This is a genomic window from Bacillus sp. AMCV2 (genome assembly GCF_056033925.1).
The window spans coordinates 3,334,764-3,351,263 of sequence record NZ_JBVYIB010000002.1 but is presented as its reverse complement, the minus strand read 5'-3'; the positions used below and the strand labels follow the sequence as shown (position 1 = coordinate 3,351,263).

Sequence of the window (16,500 nt, the reverse complement as noted above, 5' to 3'; positions counted from 1 at the left end):
GGTTTATTTTGATTCTCCACGTTTGACTTTGTTGTATGCTTCATCTAAATGCTGAATCCGTTTCAGGACAACTGCGTTTTTCGTCAGCTGGTCCTGCACGAGTGTTGAGACGACGGAACGGTAGTAGCTGTTCATCGCGTGGATTTTATCCTCAGACTGATTCATTTCAATATGCTGTTTTAAATTCTCAATAAAATAAGGGACGGAAAAAAGTTCAGACATTTCTTTGGCAGCTCCTTTTTCATAAATGTATACGGTGTGATCTCAATCATGTACAATGAAGAAAGGGGAGTGAGCAAGATGGATATGAAACTTCAGCAAGTACAAGTATTAAAGCCTCAACTGACACAGGAGCTCAGGCAGGCCATCACGCTGCTTGGCTATCATTCGGCAGAACTCGCCGAGTACATTGATGAGCTCTCACTGGAAAACCCTCTTATTGAACGAAAGGAAACAGACACACCGCCACTATCTTACCATAAAACAAACAAAAACAGGATGAATGCACAGGAAGCGGGCCTTCAATTAAGTGATCCGCAAAAAACATTGCAGGATGCGTTAAAACAGCAGTCACTCGATATGAATCTGACAAACACTAAAAAAAAGATTTTTAATTATCTGATTCATTCGCTTGATTCAAACGGGTACTTGGAAGAAGATATAGAGGAGGCAGCACGGCGATTATCTGTATCGGCCAAGGAAGCGGAGGCTGTTTTGGCAAAACTCCAGTCATTAGAACCGGCTGGAATCGGCGCGAGATCTTTGCAGGAATGCATCCTTCTTCAATTACAGCGGCTGCCGAACAGAAATGAACAAGCGGAAATGCTGGTTTCAGCTCATTTTGATGCTTTTGCGCAAAAAAAATGGAAAGCGCTTTCAGTGGAGACAGGAATTCCGCTTCATACCATTCAAGATATCTCAGATGATATCGCGGCTCTTCATCCTAGACCTGGTCTTCTGTTTGCCCGGCCAGAGCAAGATGTGTATATTGAGCCTGACATTTTTATCACTGTAAAAAACGGGCACATCGCAGCGGAACTGAATACCCGCTCGTTTCCCGAGATCGATTTGCATCCGCAGTACAGAACGCTTTTATCATCCGGCTCTTGTCAGGATACTGTCTCCTATTTATCTGCGAAATATCAGGAGTGGCGCTGGCTGAGCCGCGCGCTGCGGCAGCGAAAACAGACAATCACGAGAATTATCAATGAACTGATCACACGCCAAAAGGATTTCTTTATGAAAGGGCGAAGCGCAATGAAGCCGCTGACTCTCAGAGAGGTGGCGGACTGTCTAAGCCTTCATGAATCAACTGTGAGCCGGGCCATTAAAGGGAAAACAATACAAACGCCTTACGGGCTGTTTGAGATGAAACTCTTTTTCTCAGCAAAAGCCGAGGCTTCTGGAGAGGGAGATGCGTCGAATTATGCAGTCAAAATGCATCTTGAAGACCTGATCAATCAAGAGGACAAAACAAAACCGCTTTCAGATCAAAAGCTTGTCGATTTGCTGTATGAACAACACGGCATCCAAATCTCGAGACGCACCGTGGCAAAATATCGCGATCAAATGAATATTCCGTCATCGGCAGCGAGAAAGCGATATAAATAAAATCCTCCCTAGACGGGAGGATTTTTTTAAGGAATCATCCAGCTGAATACGTGATGCTGCAAAAAGGTGATGATACAAACGAGCAGCAGCAAAAACAGACTGTGTTTAATCGTAAAACGGAAAAGATCTGACTCCTTTCCAGCGAGGCCTACCGCGGCGCACGCCACCGCAATCGACTGCGGCGAAATCATTTTTCCTGTGACACCGCCTGAAGAGTTGGCGGCCACAGACAGAACGGGGTCCATGCCGACTGATAATGCGGTGACTTTCTGCAGGTTGCCGAACAGCAGGTTGGCGGAAGTATCCGAGCCGGTAATGAAGACGCCGAGCCAGCCGAGAACGGGCGAAAAGAAGGTAAACATCGAACCTGTCAGCGCGAGTGTCATCCCGAGTGTCGTGCTCATTCCCGAGGAGTTGGTGACATAGGCAAAACCAACGACAGAAGCGATGGTCAAAATCGGAAGCTTCAATTCCTGGACTGTTTCTTTAAAAACGGTTCCCCAGTCTTTCCACGAAATCGCCGTGATGAACTTTGACAGCACTGCGGCAATCAATATCGCGGTGCCGGCTGAACCAAGTACCTCAAGCTTGTAAACCGCCTCAATCGGTGTACCGTCAGCATTGACAATCTGATTGTTCAAAAAAGGCACACCGGGGGCAAAAGCCAATTTTTCTCCAACAGCATTCAGCCACTTCAAGAACACCGCAGAGCCTTCATAATGTCCGGTTAGTGCAGATTTGACAGATGGAATGCCCCATACGGAAATCATCGCCGTCAGCAGCAGAAATGGCGACCAAGCCTTAAAAATCTGTCCGCCGCTGTATGCAGGCGCCGCCGGATTTGTGCACGCCGTTTCAATTGAGGCGGCCGACTCTTGTTCACCGGCAAACCGGAATGTTGTTTTCGGCTTCCACCATTTCAAAAACACAGCAAGCGCAGCCATTGAAACAAGAGCTGACAAAACATCGGGCAGCTCAGGCCCTAAAAAATTGGAACTGAGATATTGAACAACAGCAAAGGAAACACCGGATACGAGAATCGCCGGCCAGATCTCCAAGGCTTTCCTGAACCCGCTCATGATGATGATTAAATAAAGAGGAATAAATACGGATAAAAACGGCAGCTGCCGCCCGACCATTTGCGAAATCTCCATCGCCGGAATCCCTGTCGGCCCTTCTACGGCTGTAATTGGAATCCCAATCGCCCCAAAGGCAACCGGCGCCGTATTGGCGATCAAACAGATCCCCGCAGCATAAAGAGGATTAAAGCCGAGACCGACCAGCAGCGCGGCAGAAATGGCGACCGGCGCTCCAAAGCCTGCTGCCCCTTCTAAAAAAGCCCCGAATGAAAAAGCGATCAAGAGAGCTTGAAGCCGTCGGTCATCAGTAATCGAGAGAACAGAGCTGCGAATGATATCAAACTGTCCCGTTTTCACAGTGATTTTATACAAAAAAACAGACGTCACAATGATCCAGCCGATCGGCAACAATCCGTATACGGCTCCTTGTGTCGCGGACATCAGCGCTTTTTCCGCCGGCATCCGATAAACCAATACAGCAATGATAAGGGCGATCCCCAATGTGGCCAAGCCTGCTGTATACCCCTTCATCCGTTTAATCGCGAGTGCCCAAAAAAAGAAAATAATCGGTACAAGTGCGGCAAGCGCTGATAATAGCAAATTTCCCCCTATAGGCGTATATGCCTGTGTCCATTGCATCCCAAACCCCTCCTTGAAACATAAACTGGCGCCATATGTAAGCGGTTTCTATAGATGATATGATCATCTGATGACTGGGTAATAAGACCAGTTACCTAGCATTATATTTTGAAAAAAATCAAAGTACAAGACTTTTTGACAAAATAGTCAAAATCTTTTGGCGGCCCACAAAACAGAGTATAATAGATCGTAAACAGCCAGACCTACAAGTTACGGGGTGAATTGCATTGAAATACAAACAGATTAAAACAAAAAAAATATATGAAGAAGTAGCGGATGCACTATTAGATATGATCAAAAACGGCGAATTGAAGCCGGGGGATAAACTGGACTCTGTTCAGGCGCTTGCTGAGAGCTTTCAAGTCAGCCGTTCAGCGGTTCGCGAAGCACTTTCTGCGCTAAAGGCGATGGGGCTTGTCGAAATGAAACAGGGAGAAGGCACGTATCTGAAGGAATTTGAGCTCAATCAAATTTCTCAGCCGCTCTCAGCCGCCCTTCTGATGAAAAAAGAGGACGTCAAGCAGCTGCTCGAGGTCAGAAAACTGCTTGAAATCGGCGTGGCTTCACTAGCGGCTGAAAAAAGGACAGAAGCAGATCTCGAAAGAATTCAGGATGCACTAAAGGAAATGGGCAGCATTGAAGCGGACGGGGAGCTGGGAGAGAAAGCAGACTTTGCATTTCATCTTACGCTTGCGGACGCTTCTCAAAATGAACTTCTTAAACACTTGATGAATCACGTGTCATCATTGCTGCTGGAAACAATGAGGGAAACGAGGAAAATCTGGCTGTTTTCCAAGAAGACCTCCGTTCAGCGGCTGTATGAGGAGCACGAACGGATTTACAATGCTGTGGCTGCAGGGAACGGTGCACAGGCGGAAGCCGCCATGCTGGCGCATTTGACGAATGTGGAAGATGTGCTTTCGGGATATTTCGAGGAAAATGTGCAATAACCAACTCATTTCCCGGGCAATTCCGCCGGTTCCGAATGATACGAACAACTGAGACTGAGCCGCAAATGGTTCAGTCTTTTTACATGAGGCAGCCAGAGAGCTTTGTGCACTTGACATTTGTGAAAAAGAAAGTAAAATATTTTACTAAATCAATGCGAGCTGAATAATGGAGGCAGATGCAATGGCGACAATTAAAGATATCGCGCAGGAAGCGGGATTTTCAATCTCAACCGTTTCCCGCGTTTTAAATAACGATGAAAGCCTCTCTGTTCCTGATGAGACACGGGAGAAAATCTATGAAGCGGCGGAAAAGCTCAATTACCGCAAAAAAACAGTAAGGCCGCTGGTGAAACATATTGCGTTTTTATATTGGCTGACAGATAAAGAAGAATTAGAAGATGTCTATTTTAAAACGATGAGATTAGAAGTAGAGAAACTGGCGAAAGCATTCAATGTCGATATGACCACTTATAAAATAGCGGATGGAATCGAGCGCATTCCTGAACATACGGAAGGGTTTATTGCCGTTGGCACATTTTCAGATGAAGAGCTGGCTTTCCTCAGAAATCTCACTCAAAATGGCGTGTTCATCGATTCAACTCCTGATCCCGATCATTTTGACTCGGTAAGGCCCGATTTGGCACAAATGACAAGGAAGACGGTAAACATCCTGACTGAGAAGGGACATAAGAGCATCGGTTTTATCGGCGGCACATACAAAAATCCGAATACCAATCAGGATGAAATGGACATCCGTGAACAAACCTTCAGATCCTATATGAGGGAAAAAGCCATGCTGGACGAGCGCTATATTTTTTGTCATCGCGGATTCTCTGTAGAAAACGGCTACCGCCTGATGTCAGCAGCGATCGACACATTAGGCGATCAGCTTCCGACTGCTTTTATGATTGCAGCGGACCCGATTGCAGTGGGCTGTCTGCAAGCCCTGAACGAAAAAGGAATTGCCATACCAAACAGGGTAAGCATTGTGAGTATCAACAACATCAGCTTCGCGAAGTATGTCTCGCCTCCTCTGACGACGTTTCATATTGATATACATGAATTATGTAAAAATGCTGTTCAATTACTGCTTGAACAAGTGCAGGACAAGAGAAGAACGGTAAAAACATTATATGTGGGCGCGGAATTAATCGTCAGGAAGAGTATGAATGAAGGATGACTTAGGACAACTAAGTCATTTTTTATTAGGTAAAAAAATTTACTTAAAGAGGTAAATAGTTTGTTTACACATTTTTTCAGGCGTGCTATATTATATTTAAAGCGCTTTCATTCCTACCGAAAGGGTGACAATCAATGAAAATGGCAAAAAAGTGTTCCGTATTCATGCTCTGCGCAGCTGTCAGTTTATCCTTGGCGGCTTGCGGCCCAAAGGAAAGCAGCGGCGCCAAATCGAGTTCAAAAGGGTCAGAGCTTGTTGTATGGGAGGATAAAGAAAAGAGCATCGGCATTAAAGACGCAGTTGCTGCGTTTGAAAAAGAGCATGATGTGAAGGTCAAAGTCGTTGAAAAACCGTATGCCAAGCAGATTGAAGATTTGCGAATGGACGGGCCGGCCGGCACAGGCCCTGACGTGTTAACAATGCCAGGGGATCAAATCGGAACCGCTGTCACGGAAGGACTACTCAAGGAATTACATGTCAAAAAAGACGTTCAATCACTTTATACTGACGCTTCCATTCAGTCTCAAATGGTAGATCAAAAGCTTTATGGTCTGCCAAAAGCGGTCGAAACGACTGTGCTTTTTTACAACAAAGATCTCATCTCCGAAAAGGAATTGCCCAAAACACTGGAAGAGTGGTACGGCTATTCCAAAAAGACTGCTGATGGCAGCAAATTTGGCTTTTTAGCCCTATTCGATCAAATTTATTATGCAGAAAGTGTGATGAGCGGATATGGCGGATACATTTTTGGAAAGGCCAAAGATGGGAGCTATAACCCGTCAGACATTGGAATCAATAATGAAGGAGCTGTCAAAGGTGCGGCGCTGATTCAGAAGTTTTACAAAGATGGCCTGTTCCCGGCTGGCATTATTGGAGAACAAGGGATTAACGTATTGGAATCGCTGTTCACAGAAGGAAAAGCCGCCGCAATTATTTCTGGTCCATGGAATGTAGAAGCTTTTTCGAAAGCAGGAATCAATTATGGCATTACGAAACTGCCGAAGCTGGAAAATGGGAAAAACATGAGCTCCTTTATCGGCGTCAAAAGCTACAACGTTAGTGCATTTTCAAAGAATGAAGAGCTGGCGCAAGAATTAGCCGTTTTCCTGGCAAATGAAAAAAATTCTAAAACACGATATGAAGAAACGAAAGAAGTTCCTGCTGTGAAATCCCTAGCCAATGACCCGGCTATTATGAAAAGCGAGGCGGCACGGGCTGTTACTGAACAATCCCGTTTCTCAGAGCCAACACCAAATATTCCGGAAATGAATGAAATATGGACGCCGGCTGATTCAGCATTACAGACGGTTGCAACAGGGAAGGCAGATCCGAAACAAGCATTGGACCAAGCAGCTGAAACGGCCAAAGGACAAATTAAGGCAAAGCACAGCGGAAAATAAAGAGAAAGCTAGATTTGTATTGTAAGAGAGGTGAAAACGGTGCAGCATCGTCAAGTCGCTTTGTTGCTTTCTATCATTCCGGGACTCGGGCAATTTTATAACAAGCAATGGATAAAAGGTATTGTCTTTCTTTTCTTAGGCGCATCGTTTTTTGCGGTCTTTGGAGATCTGCTCAGTATGGGGTTTTGGGGAATCTTTACACTGGGAACAGAAGTGCCGCGGGATAATTCCGTTTTTCTGCTGGCGGAAGGGATTATTGCTGTCATCGTGACCTGCTTTGGCCTTGCGGTGTATTACGTGAATCTTCGCGATGCGTTCCAAAGCGGAAAACAGCGTGATGAAAACAAGCCATTAAGTTCCTTAAAGGAACAATACCAGCATATCATTTCTGAGGGCTATCCATATGTCGTCAGCGGCCCATCTTTGTTTATTTTAATTTTCGCCGTGATCTTTCCTATCTTATTCAGCTTTGCATTAGCGTTTACAAACTATGATTTGTATCATTCTCCTCCTGCAAAATTAATTGATTGGGTCGGTTTTCAAACGTTCGCAAATATTTTCACAGTTGATATTTGGAGGTCGACTTTTTTTGATGTACTGGCTTGGACGGTGGTTTGGACACTTGCTGCATCCACACTGCAAGTCAGCTTGGGGATTTTTCTCGCGATCATTGTTAACCAGAAAGACCTTCGGTTTAAACGTTTTTTCCGGACGATTCTGATTTTGCCATGGGCCGTTCCCGGTTTTGTGACAATTTTAATTTTTGCGGGACTGTTTAATGATAGCTTCGGTGCGATGAATCACGACATCTTGGCTTTCTTCGGGATAGATCCGCTTCCGTGGATGACAGATGCCAATTGGTCGAGGCTTGCGTTGATTCTCATGCAGGGCTGGCTTGGGTTTCCGTACATCTTTCTCGTCTCAACAGGCGTATTGCAATCCATCCCGGACGATCTGTATGAAGCAGCTACGATAGATGGCGCTTCTGTCTTTTCAAAGCTGAGATACATCACGCTTCCGATGGTGTTCATTGCAATGGCTCCGATTATCATTACCCAGTTTACGTTTAATTTTAATAACTTTAATATTATCTATCTATTCAATGGCGGAGGTCCGGCTGTAACCGGATCAACAGCCGGCGGGACAGATATCCTCGTTTCATGGATTTATAAATTGACAATGCAGTCAAGCCAATATTCACTTGCTGCGGCTTTAACCATTTTATTATCTGTATTTGTTATCTCCATCGCATTGTGGCAGTTCAGAAAGACAAAGTCTTTTAAAGAGGAGGCATAAGGCATGCTGGCAGATATGAAGGTCAGGAAATATATCCGTCTCCTTTTCTCTTACTTGTTGTTAGCCTTTATGGCGGTCATCATTGTTTATCCTCTCCTTTGGACGGCAGGCGCAAGCTTTAACCCTGGCAACAGCTTAATCAGTACATCCATCATTCCGAAGCATCCAACATTCGACCATTACAAAGCATTATTTGCGGGCAAAGAAAGCCTTCAATATGTGCAGTGGTATCTCAACTCAATGAAGATCAGCCTGTTTACAATGGCAGGGTCTTTGCTCTGTGTGACGTTTACAGCCTATGCGTTTTCGCGCTTTCGCTTCAAAGGCAGGAAATACGCTTTAACGCTCTTTTTATTGCTGCAGATGATTCCTCAGTTTTCAGCTTTAATTGCCTTGTTTGTGTTGGCGCAAATCTTGGGAATGATCAATAGCCACTGGCTGCTAATCTTGCTTTATATCGGCGGCCTGATCCCTATGAATACATATTTGATGAAGGGGTACATGGATTCCATTCCGATGGATTTAGACGAAAGCGCCAAGATTGACGGAGCCAGCAGCACCAGAATCTTCTTCCAGATCATTCTGCCATTATCAAAACCGATGGCGGCAGTCGTAGCCATGAACGGCTTTACCGGTCCGCTCGGAGATTTTGTGTTGTCCTCAACCATATTGAGAACGCCTGAATCATATACATTGCCCGTCGGTCTATTCAATTTAGTGAATGATGTCATGGGGGCCAGCTATACGACATTTGCGGCCGGAGCCCTGCTTATCAGCATACCGGTTGCCGTCATCTTTATCATGCTGCAAAAGAATTTTGTGTCCGGATTAACCGCAGGCGGAACGAAGGGCTAAAAGAACAAGGAGGAGAATGTAATGTCAAAGCTTGAAAAAACGCACGTAACAAAAGCAAAATTTATGCTCCATGGGGGAGACTACAACCCCGATCAGTGGCTGGATCGGCCCGATATTTTAGCCGATGATATCAAGCTGATGAAGCTTTCTCATACGAATACGTTTTCTGTCGGCATTTTTGCATGGAGCGCACTTGAGCCGGAGGAGGGCGTATATCAATTTGAATGGCTGGATGATATTTTTGAGCGGATTCACAGTATAGGCGGCCGGGTCATATTAGCAACACCGAGCGGAGCCCGTCCGGCCTGGCTGTCGCAAACTTATCCGGAAGTTTTGCGCGTCAATGCCTCCCGCGTCAAACAGCTGCACGGCGGAAGGCACAACCACTGCCTCACATCTAAAGTCTACCGAGAAAAGACACGGCATATCAACCGCTTATTAGCAGAACGATACGGACATCACCCGGCGCTGTTAATGTGGCACATTTCAAACGAATACGGGGGAGATTGCCACTGTGATCTATGCCAGCATGCTTTCCGGGAGTGGCTGAAATCGAAATATGACAACAGCCTCAAGACATTGAATAATGCGTGGTGGACCCCTTTTTGGAGCCATACGTTCAATGACTGGTCACAAATTGAAAGCCCTTCGCCGATCGGTGAAAATGGCTTGCATGGCCTGAATTTAGATTGGCGCCGGTTCGTCACCGATCAAACGATTTCGTTTTATAAAAATGAAATCATTCCGCTGAAAGAACTGACGCCTGATATCCCTATCACAACGAATTTTATGGCTGACACACCGGATTTGATCCCGTATCAGGGCCTCGACTACAGCAAATTTGCAAAGCATGTCGATGTCATCAGCTGGGACGCTTATCCTGTCTGGCACAATGACTGGGAAAGCACAGCTGATTTGGCGATGAAGGTCGGTTTTATCAACGACCTGTACCGAAGCTTGAAGCAGCAGCCTTTCTTATTAATGGAGTGTACGCCAAGCGCGGTCAATTGGCATAACGTCAACAAGGCAAAGCGCCCGGGCATGAATCTGCTGTCATCCATGCAAATGATTGCCCACGGCTCGGACAGCGTTCTCTATTTCCAATACCGCAAATCACGGGGGTCATCAGAAAAATTACACGGAGCGGTTGTGGATCATGACAATAGCCCGAAGAACCGCGTCTTTCAAGAAGTGGCCAAGGTAGGCGAGACATTGGAACGGCTGTCCGAAGTTGTCGGAACGAAGAGGCCGGCTCAAACCGCGATTTTATATGACTGGGAAAATCATTGGGCGCTCGAGGATGCTCAGGGGTTTGCGAAGGCGACAAAACGTTATCCGCAAACGCTTCAGCAGCATTACCGCACATTCTGGGAACACGATATCCCTGTCGACGTCATCACGAAAGAACAAGACTTTTCACCATATAAACTGCTGATCGTCCCGATGCTGTATTTAATCAGCGAGGACACCATTTCCCGTTTAAAAGCGTTTACGGCTGACGGCGGCACCTTAGTCATGACGTATATCAGCGGGATTGTGAATGAGCATGACTTAACATACACAGGCGGATGGCATCCGGATCTTCAAGCTATATTTGGAGTTGAGCCTCTTGAAACGGACACCCTGTATCCGAAGGATCGAAACGCTGTCAGCTACCGCAGCCAAATATATGAAATGAAGGATTATGCAACCGTGATGGATGTAAAGACAGCTTCAGTGGAAGCGGTGTATCAAGAAGATTTTTATGCGCGCACGCCAGCGGTCACAAGCCATGAGTATCAGCAGGGCAAGGCGTATTTTATCGGCGCGCGTTTGGAGGATCAATTTCAGCGTGATTTCTATGAGGGTCTGATCACAGACCTGTGTCTTTCTCCAGTTTTTCCGGTTCGGCACGGAAAAGGCGTCTCCGTACAAGCGAGGCAGGATCAGGACAATGATTATATTTTTGTCATGAATTTTACGGAAGAAAAACAGCTGGTCACGTTTGATCAGAGTGTGAAGGACATAATGACAGGAGACATGTTGTCAGGCGACCTGACGATGGAAAAGTATGAAGTGAGAATTGTCGTAAACACACATTAGGCTGATGCTCCGCTCGATATGGGCGGATTCTTTTTTCTATAGAATGAAAACGCTCACTAAGTATTAGGGGGATGAAATCATGAAAAGCAAAGTGAAAATGTTCTTTGCGGCTGCCATGGTGTGGAGTGCATGTAGTTCAACAGGATATGCCGCTGCTATTGAGAAGGAGAAGCACGTATCAGAGCTTCGGGCAGAGGATCTTTTTGTTGAAAAAGTAGAGGGAATGAACAAGGACTTTATCAAAGGGGCAGATGTGTCCAGCGTTATTGCTTTGGAAAATAGCGGTGTCACCTTTTACAATACAAGCGGAAAACGCCAGGACATTTTTACAACATTAAAACAGGCTGGGGTCAACTATGTTCGCGTCCGAATCTGGAATCACCCGTATGATTCAAATGGCAATGGGTATGGCGGGGGGAACAATGATGTTCAAAAAGCCATCGAAATCGGAAAAAGAGCGACAGCGAACGGAATGAAGGTGCTGGCCGACTTTCACTACTCTGATTTCTGGGCCGATCCAGCGAAACAAAAGGTGCCCAAAGCCTGGGCGAATCTCAGCTTTGAAGCAAAAAAAGCAAAGCTCTATGAGTATACGCAACAAAGCCTGCAAAAGATGATCAAGGAAGGCGTTGACATCGGCATGGTTCAGGTTGGAAATGAAACAACAGGAGGATTTGCCGGTGAGACTGATTGGACGAAGATGTGCCAATTATTTAATGAAGGAAGCCGAGCGGTCAGGGAGACAAATTCAAATATTTTGGTCGCCCTGCATTTTACCAATCCTGAAACGGCTGGAAGGTATTCATTTATTGCGGAAACACTCAGCAAAAACAAAGTGGATTATGATGTGTTTGCGAGCTCCTATTATCCTTTCTGGCATGGCACATTACAAAATTTGACCTCCGTGCTGAAGGCTGTTGCCAATACGTACGGCAAAAAAGTCATGGTGGCGGAGACATCGTACACCTATACCGCTGAGGATGGCGATGGGCATGGAAATACAGCACCAAAAAGCGGGCAGACGCTGCCATATCCAATTTCTGTTCAAGGCCAGGCAACTGCAGTAAGAGATGTAATGGAGGCAGTGGCGAATACGGGCAAAGCAGGACTTGGTGTTTTCTACTGGGAGCCGGCGTGGATTCCAGTCGGGCCGAAGACACAGATAGAGAAAAACAAAGTGTTATGGGAAACATACGGGTCAGGGTGGGCCTCCAGCTATGCTGCTGAATACGATCCTGAAGACGCCGGGAAGTGGTATGGGGGAAGTGCTGTAGATAATCAAGCTTTATTTGATTTTAATGGACACCCGCTGCCTTCCTTGCAAGTGTTTCAATATGCGGAGTCAGGACATATTCCAAAGAAACGCTGAAACAAAAAAATCCATGAGATGTAACAAATCATTGTTATGTCTCATGGATCATTTTATTTTACATCAACTAATATAAAACATTCGTCATCACTCTTATGATGAGCTTCCTTTTGATGCTGCAGTGATGTAAGGATTTTCTCCTTCAGGTCAGCGATTGGCGAATCAGGATGATCCTTTAGTAAATCAAATAAATAACATGAAGCCGTAGGATCCATCACGCCATCCGTATACAGAAGCAATCTTCCATCCTCCGTGTATGAAAGGCTGCTTGACTGAAACTCTAAGTCTTCAAACATCCCGATCGGAGGCGAAGTCGCGTGAAGCAGCTGTTGTGTTCCGCTATCGTCCTGCCAAAGTGCCGGCGGATGCCCTGCGTTGACATAATCAATTCTTTGCCGTGCTATATCAATCTCGAGATAAATAGCAGTGCAATAATGTCTTGCTTCCTCATCATTTTGAAACAAGCTGTGAAGGTGCCGGTCCAATTCCTTCATAACTTTAACGGGGCTGAGACCTTGCGTGATCTGACGCTGGAACAAAGGATGAAGAGACATCGTAATCAATGCAGATGAAATTCCGTGCCCCATCACATCAAGGATAATAATGCCGTAACGGTGTTCATCGATTTGATAATATCCGTAAAGATCACCTGACAATTCACTCGATGCATTGTAATAAGAGTCAATCTGAACCTGATCGTTTACAATCGGTTCAGTCAACGAGTTTTTCTGGATCTTTCTGGCGAGTTCAAGCTCTCTTTTGGTGTTTAATTTAAATTGTTGATTTTGTTTATTGATCTCAAGAAGTTCTTCTTGTTTTGCTTTCAGCGTTTCCAAGGCAATTTCTAACTCCGCATTGGCTTTCTGTTTGGCAAGCAAAGCTTCCTGAGCCTCATTTCTGGCTATCAGCAGCTCATTTTCATATTCATTTCGCTTTCGCATTGGAATCAGAACACAATCAAAGACAGAAGCCTCGCTACCGTGTCTCGCAATAGCATTGATAAGGACGGGAATTTCTTCTCCATCTCTAGCTTTCAGGGAAATGTATATTTCTTCGATGTGATGCTCTAATTTCAAAAGCGGAAAAAAATAAAGCTGGCAGAAAAGCTGTGCGGGAATGGTCAACATCATATTCATATGCTGGCCGATAACCTGCTCCGGCTCATAATCCAGAATCTTGATAAGGGTACGGTTGGCAGCTATGATCGACCCCTCTTCTGACAAAGCGAGGAAACCGCATGGTGCATCATTCAATTGTTTGTCCATCTAAGAGGGTCACCTCTATCCCTTTCGTTCCTATATCACACGTGTGCTTTTAAATAATTGCCGATCAGCTGTATCGTCTCATCTGGATGGCTCATATGAGGGCAATGTCCGCGAGCCTCCATTTGTTTCAGACTGCTATATGGCAGATGCTGATGCATATACTTACCTACTGTTGCAGGTGCGATGATATCATCTGCACATTGGAGAATAAGAGAGGGAACCGTTACCTTCGAAAGATCCTCTCGGTGATCAGAAAAAAACGCCGCTTTCGCGAATTGGCGGGCAATGACAGGATCAGTAGAACAAAAACGGCTTTCAAGCTCTTCCTTAATTTCAGGCCGATCTGGCTGATTCAGAACGGTTGCCGCAAATACAGTTGCCCAGCCGATATAATTTTTCTCCATCATCTCCAGCAAGCCAAGGAGCTGCTCCTCTTCAAATCCTCCGTAATACTCAGGCGGATCATTCAAATAGCAAGGAGAAGGCCCCACCATCACCAGATGGGAAAAAAGCTCCGGGCGGCGGATGGATGCAAGCATCCCAATCAAGGCCCCGACGGAGTGCCCCACAAACACGGTTTCCTTCAGATCTAAAGCTTCACAAACATCAAGAACATCCTGGGCATAGCCGTCAAGTGTCTGGTAACGATTCAGGTCATATGCGCGCAAATCTGAATGTCCCGAACCGACGTAATCAAATAAAATCACCCGATGATCTTCTTCAAAGGCAGGTGCCACGGCATTCCACACGCTTTGATCGCATCCAAAACCAGGTGCGAACATGATAGATGCTTTGCCGCTGCCTTTCACCTTCACATGATTTCTAGACAAAATCGCTTCGTTCATGATTGGCTCCTTTCAGCCGGAAAGTAATATAAAGTTCAATATGTCTATCATAACACTCGGATGGTTTGAAGAGTGTATCTTTCTATGAATGTCACAGCAGTTTAAAAGAAAGAGGACATGGGAGATAGAAAAGATGGATGAATTGGAAGATGCAGGAGGAGGATTGCCTAGACACCGGCGGTGAGAAAGAAAATGACATTTGTCACTCCATCATCATGACACCCCATACTAACATCGTCTTCTCCGTCATTTTACAATCAATGTAAACGATCAGGAGGTGCTCATGTGATGAAAGAAGCAGTAACAGTAAGCAACGTGACAAAACATTTCCAGCGAAAAACCGCTGTAAACAACATCAGCTTCAGTATTGAAAAAGGAGAAATTGCAGCCATTCTCGGGCCAAATGGGGCAGGGAAGACGACCGTCATCTCTATGATATTAGGATTGCTGAAACCGAGTGAGGGAGAAATCAAACTATTTAACGGGGTTCCTGATGATCAACAGGTTCGTGAAAAAATAGGTGTAATGCTTCAGGAAGTGAGTGTCATGCCGGGCCTTAAGGTGGATGAAATCCTTGAACTCTTCCGGAGCTATTATCCGAATCCATTGTCCATAAAAGAACTCGTTTCGTTAACAGCACTCACCAAAGAAGATTTGAAAACAAGAGCAGAAAAATTATCCGGCGGACAAAAACGCCGTTTGAGCTTTGCTTTGGCTCTTGCCGGGAACCCGGAGCTGCTTATACTTGATGAACCGACAGTCGGCATGGACACTTCATCAAGACACCGATTCTGGCAGACCATTCACGGACTGTCGGACCAAGGAAAAACGATTATTTTTTCAACTCATTATTTACAAGAAGCAGACGATGCCGCACAGCGAATCCTATTTTTTACTGAAGGACAGCTTGTTGCAGACGACTCACCAATGCAAATCCGCTCAAGAATTCAAAAACAGTCTGTTTCCTTTACGCTTCATCCAAGTGAATCATTGGAAAGGCTGTCTTGTCACCCGGAAGTCGAGAGAGTGATCCACGAGCATGAGAGAACCATCATCCAGACATCAAATACAGACAAAGTGTTGGCGCTGATCTTTCAAGAAAACATCCCAGCACGAGATATTCGAATTGAGCAAGCGACGCTCGATGAGGCATTTCGCCAGCTGGCTGACGGCAACAGGGAGGCGATGTGAGTGAACATGCTGCAAAAGCAAAGCATCGCTGAAATGAAAAGGGTGCTTAGGAACAAGTACTTTGTGCTTTGGTCTCTGATCATGCCGATTGCCTTTTATTATTTCTTTACAAATGTAGTGAATACCAACGTCCCTGATCAACGTGCATGGGAAGCCCATTACCTGATGTCGATGACAGTCTTCAGCGTGATGGGTTCCTCTATCATGACGCTTGGCATCCGAATGGTACAAGAACGGTCACAAGGCTGGGCCGCCTTTATCCGCCTTACGCCTCTTCAGGATCATATCTATTTATCAGCTCAGATGATCGGCCAAAGTGTCATTCACGTTTTATCGATTACCGTCATATTTCTGTTCGGCGCAATCATCAATGATATTGCCTTGTCACCGTTTGAATGGATGATGAGCGGACTGTGGATTTTGTTTGGCGCATTGCCTTTTTTAGCATTAGGCACACTAATCGGCCTCATGAGAAAAGTAGAAACAGCGGCCGGAATCAGTAATGTGCTTTATATGCTGCTGGCTTTAGGCGGAGGGATGTGGATGCCATTTGAGGTCATGCCTGACATGATGCAGAACATTGGGCAGTGGCTTCCGTCTTATCATTTCGGGAGCGGAGCGTGGGAACTTGTCCGGGGTGGGAGTCCGACCTGGAAAAATATTCTGATATTAATCGCTTATATGATGCTCTTCATGCTACTATCTAAATATATAAGAAGAAAACAAGAAGCGGTGTAA

At 45.5% G+C, this 16,500-nt stretch carries 14 protein-coding genes; 10 read left to right on the top strand and 4 right to left on the bottom strand.

The window, feature by feature from the left end; all coding sequences use genetic code 11:
• Window positions 1–3: 3 nt before the first annotated feature.
• Entirely contained in the window at window positions 4–222 is a 219-nt protein-coding gene (yvfG, locus tag AC0OMA_RS17395; RefSeq protein WP_003219905.1) for a protein YvfG, read from the bottom strand.
• Window positions 223–300: 78 nt separating this feature from the next.
• On the opposite strand from yvfG, the gene rpoN reads away from it, so the two are divergent.
• Window positions 301–1,611 (top strand): RNA polymerase factor sigma-54, encoded by a 1,311-nt coding sequence (rpoN, locus tag AC0OMA_RS17390; RefSeq protein ID WP_474222291.1) that lies wholly within the window; start codon window positions 301–303, stop codon window positions 1,609–1,611.
• 26 nt (window positions 1,612–1,637) lie between these two features.
• On the opposite strand, the gene lutP is transcribed toward rpoN, so the two are convergent.
• Window positions 1,638–3,329, bottom strand: coding sequence for an L-lactate permease LutP (gene lutP / locus AC0OMA_RS17385; RefSeq protein WP_100505839.1), 1,692 nt, complete (start codon window positions 3,327–3,329; stop codon window positions 1,638–1,640).
• Window positions 3,330–3,556: 227 nt separating this feature from the next.
• Here lutP and lutR point away from each other — a divergent pair, with 227 nt between their 5' ends.
• The 7 genes from lutR (at window position 3,557) to ganB (ending at window position 12,461) form a co-directional block, all read left to right on the top strand.
• The gene (gene lutR / locus AC0OMA_RS17380) at window positions 3,557–4,279 is read left to right on the top strand and encodes an L-lactate utilization/bacilysin biosynthesis transcriptional regulator LutR (RefSeq protein ID WP_474222290.1); all 723 of its coding nucleotides are present in this window, start codon (window positions 3,557–3,559) and stop codon (window positions 4,277–4,279) included.
• A 181-nt stretch (window positions 4,280–4,460) separates the two neighbouring features.
• A complete protein-coding gene (gene ganR, locus AC0OMA_RS17375) occupies window positions 4,461–5,459 on the top strand; it encodes a galactan degradation operon transcriptional regulator GanR (RefSeq protein WP_015483716.1) in 999 nt (332 codons plus the stop codon).
• Between the two features lie 134 nt (window positions 5,460–5,593).
• Window positions 5,594–6,859, top strand: a complete 1,266-nt coding sequence (ganS, locus tag AC0OMA_RS17370) for an arabinogalactan oligomer ABC transporter substrate-binding protein GanS (RefSeq protein WP_327830367.1) — start codon at window positions 5,594–5,596, stop codon at window positions 6,857–6,859.
• A gap of 39 nt (window positions 6,860–6,898) precedes the next feature.
• Window positions 6,899–8,155, top strand: a complete 1,257-nt coding sequence (gene ganP, locus AC0OMA_RS17365; RefSeq protein WP_047183217.1) for an arabinogalactan oligomer ABC transporter permease GanP — start codon at window positions 6,899–6,901, stop codon at window positions 8,153–8,155.
• A gap of 3 nt (window positions 8,156–8,158) precedes the next feature.
• Window positions 8,159–9,010 carry an arabinogalactan oligomer ABC transporter permease GanQ gene (ganQ, locus tag AC0OMA_RS17360; RefSeq protein ID WP_080344230.1) on the top strand — a complete coding sequence of 284 codons (852 nt, stop codon included), beginning with the start codon at window positions 8,159–8,161 and terminating at the stop codon, window positions 9,008–9,010.
• 63 nt (window positions 9,011–9,073) lie between these two features.
• Entirely contained in the window at window positions 9,074–11,092 is a 2,019-nt protein-coding gene (gene ganA / locus AC0OMA_RS17355; RefSeq protein WP_181220386.1) for a beta-galactosidase GanA, read from the top strand.
• Window positions 11,093–11,171: 79 nt separating this feature from the next.
• Window positions 11,172–12,461, top strand: a complete 1,290-nt coding sequence (ganB, locus tag AC0OMA_RS17350; protein WP_181220151.1) for an arabinogalactan endo-beta-1,4-galactanase — start codon at window positions 11,172–11,174, stop codon at window positions 12,459–12,461.
• A gap of 53 nt (window positions 12,462–12,514) precedes the next feature.
• Here ganB and rsbP read toward each other — a convergent pair whose 3' ends face one another.
• Window positions 12,515–13,726: a phosphoserine phosphatase RsbP gene (gene rsbP / locus AC0OMA_RS17345; RefSeq protein WP_322839840.1), complete on the bottom strand. Its 1,212-nt coding sequence runs from the start codon at window positions 13,724–13,726 to the stop codon at window positions 12,515–12,517.
• A gap of 35 nt (window positions 13,727–13,761) precedes the next feature.
• On the bottom strand, window positions 13,762–14,571 hold the full coding sequence (gene rsbQ / locus AC0OMA_RS17340) for a sigma factor SigB/phosphatase RsbP regulator RsbQ (RefSeq protein ID WP_015384681.1): 810 nt from the start codon (window positions 14,569–14,571) through the stop codon (window positions 13,762–13,764).
• A gap of 285 nt (window positions 14,572–14,856) precedes the next feature.
• On the opposite strand from rsbQ, the gene AC0OMA_RS17335 reads away from it, so the two are divergent.
• Both AC0OMA_RS17335 and AC0OMA_RS17330 read left to right on the top strand, forming a co-directional pair.
• Entirely contained in the window at window positions 14,857–15,762 is a 906-nt protein-coding gene (locus tag AC0OMA_RS17335) for an ABC transporter ATP-binding protein (protein WP_080030692.1), read from the top strand.
• Window positions 15,763–16,500, top strand: a complete 738-nt coding sequence (locus tag AC0OMA_RS17330; protein ID WP_015384679.1) for an ABC transporter permease — start codon at window positions 15,763–15,765, stop codon at window positions 16,498–16,500.